3 tRNA genes are annotated in these 361 nt (G+C 52.6%); all 3 read right to left on the bottom strand.

Features of this window, described 5'->3' with window-relative positions:
• Positions 1 to 48: 48 nt before the first annotated feature.
• The 3 genes from HMPREF2542_RS08260 to HMPREF2542_RS08270 all read right to left on the bottom strand — a co-directional run bounded on the left by HMPREF2542_RS08260 (position 49) and on the right by HMPREF2542_RS08270 (position 290).
• A tRNA-Ile gene (locus HMPREF2542_RS08260) sits at positions 49 to 122 on the bottom strand.
• Between the two features lie 14 nt (positions 123 to 136).
• A tRNA-Met gene (locus tag HMPREF2542_RS08265) sits at positions 137 to 210 on the bottom strand.
• Between the two features lie 6 nt (positions 211 to 216).
• A tRNA-Pro gene (locus HMPREF2542_RS08270) sits at positions 217 to 290 on the bottom strand.
• Between the last annotated feature and the right edge of the window lie 71 nt (positions 291 to 361).

A 361-nucleotide genomic window follows, 5' to 3' on the forward strand; every position in this document is an offset into this window, starting at 1 on the left:
ACCGTTCCCTTCAGCCAGACTTGGGTAATCCTCCACAATATAACAAAATGGACCTTGTAGGACTTGAACCTACGACCACTCGGTTATGAGCCGAGAGCTCTAACCAGCTGAGCTAAAGGTCCAACAAGATCAATTATAGCGGCGAAGGGGATCGAACCCCCGACCTCCCGGGTATGAACCGGACGCTCTAGCCAGCTGAGCTACACCGCCATAGCATCGGGAAGACAGGATTCGAACCTGCGACACCTTGGTCCCAAACCAAGTACTCTACCAAGCTGAGCTACTTCCCGTATAGGTAGAAAAACCGAAGCCCTCAGACTTCTTCCCTATGCACCCTAGAGGAGTCGAACCTCTAACCGCC

Origin of the sequence: Streptococcus sp. HMSC034B05 (assembly GCF_001809055.1) — a bacterium.
GTDB classification, from domain to species: domain Bacteria; phylum Bacillota; class Bacilli; order Lactobacillales; family Streptococcaceae; genus Streptococcus; species Streptococcus constellatus.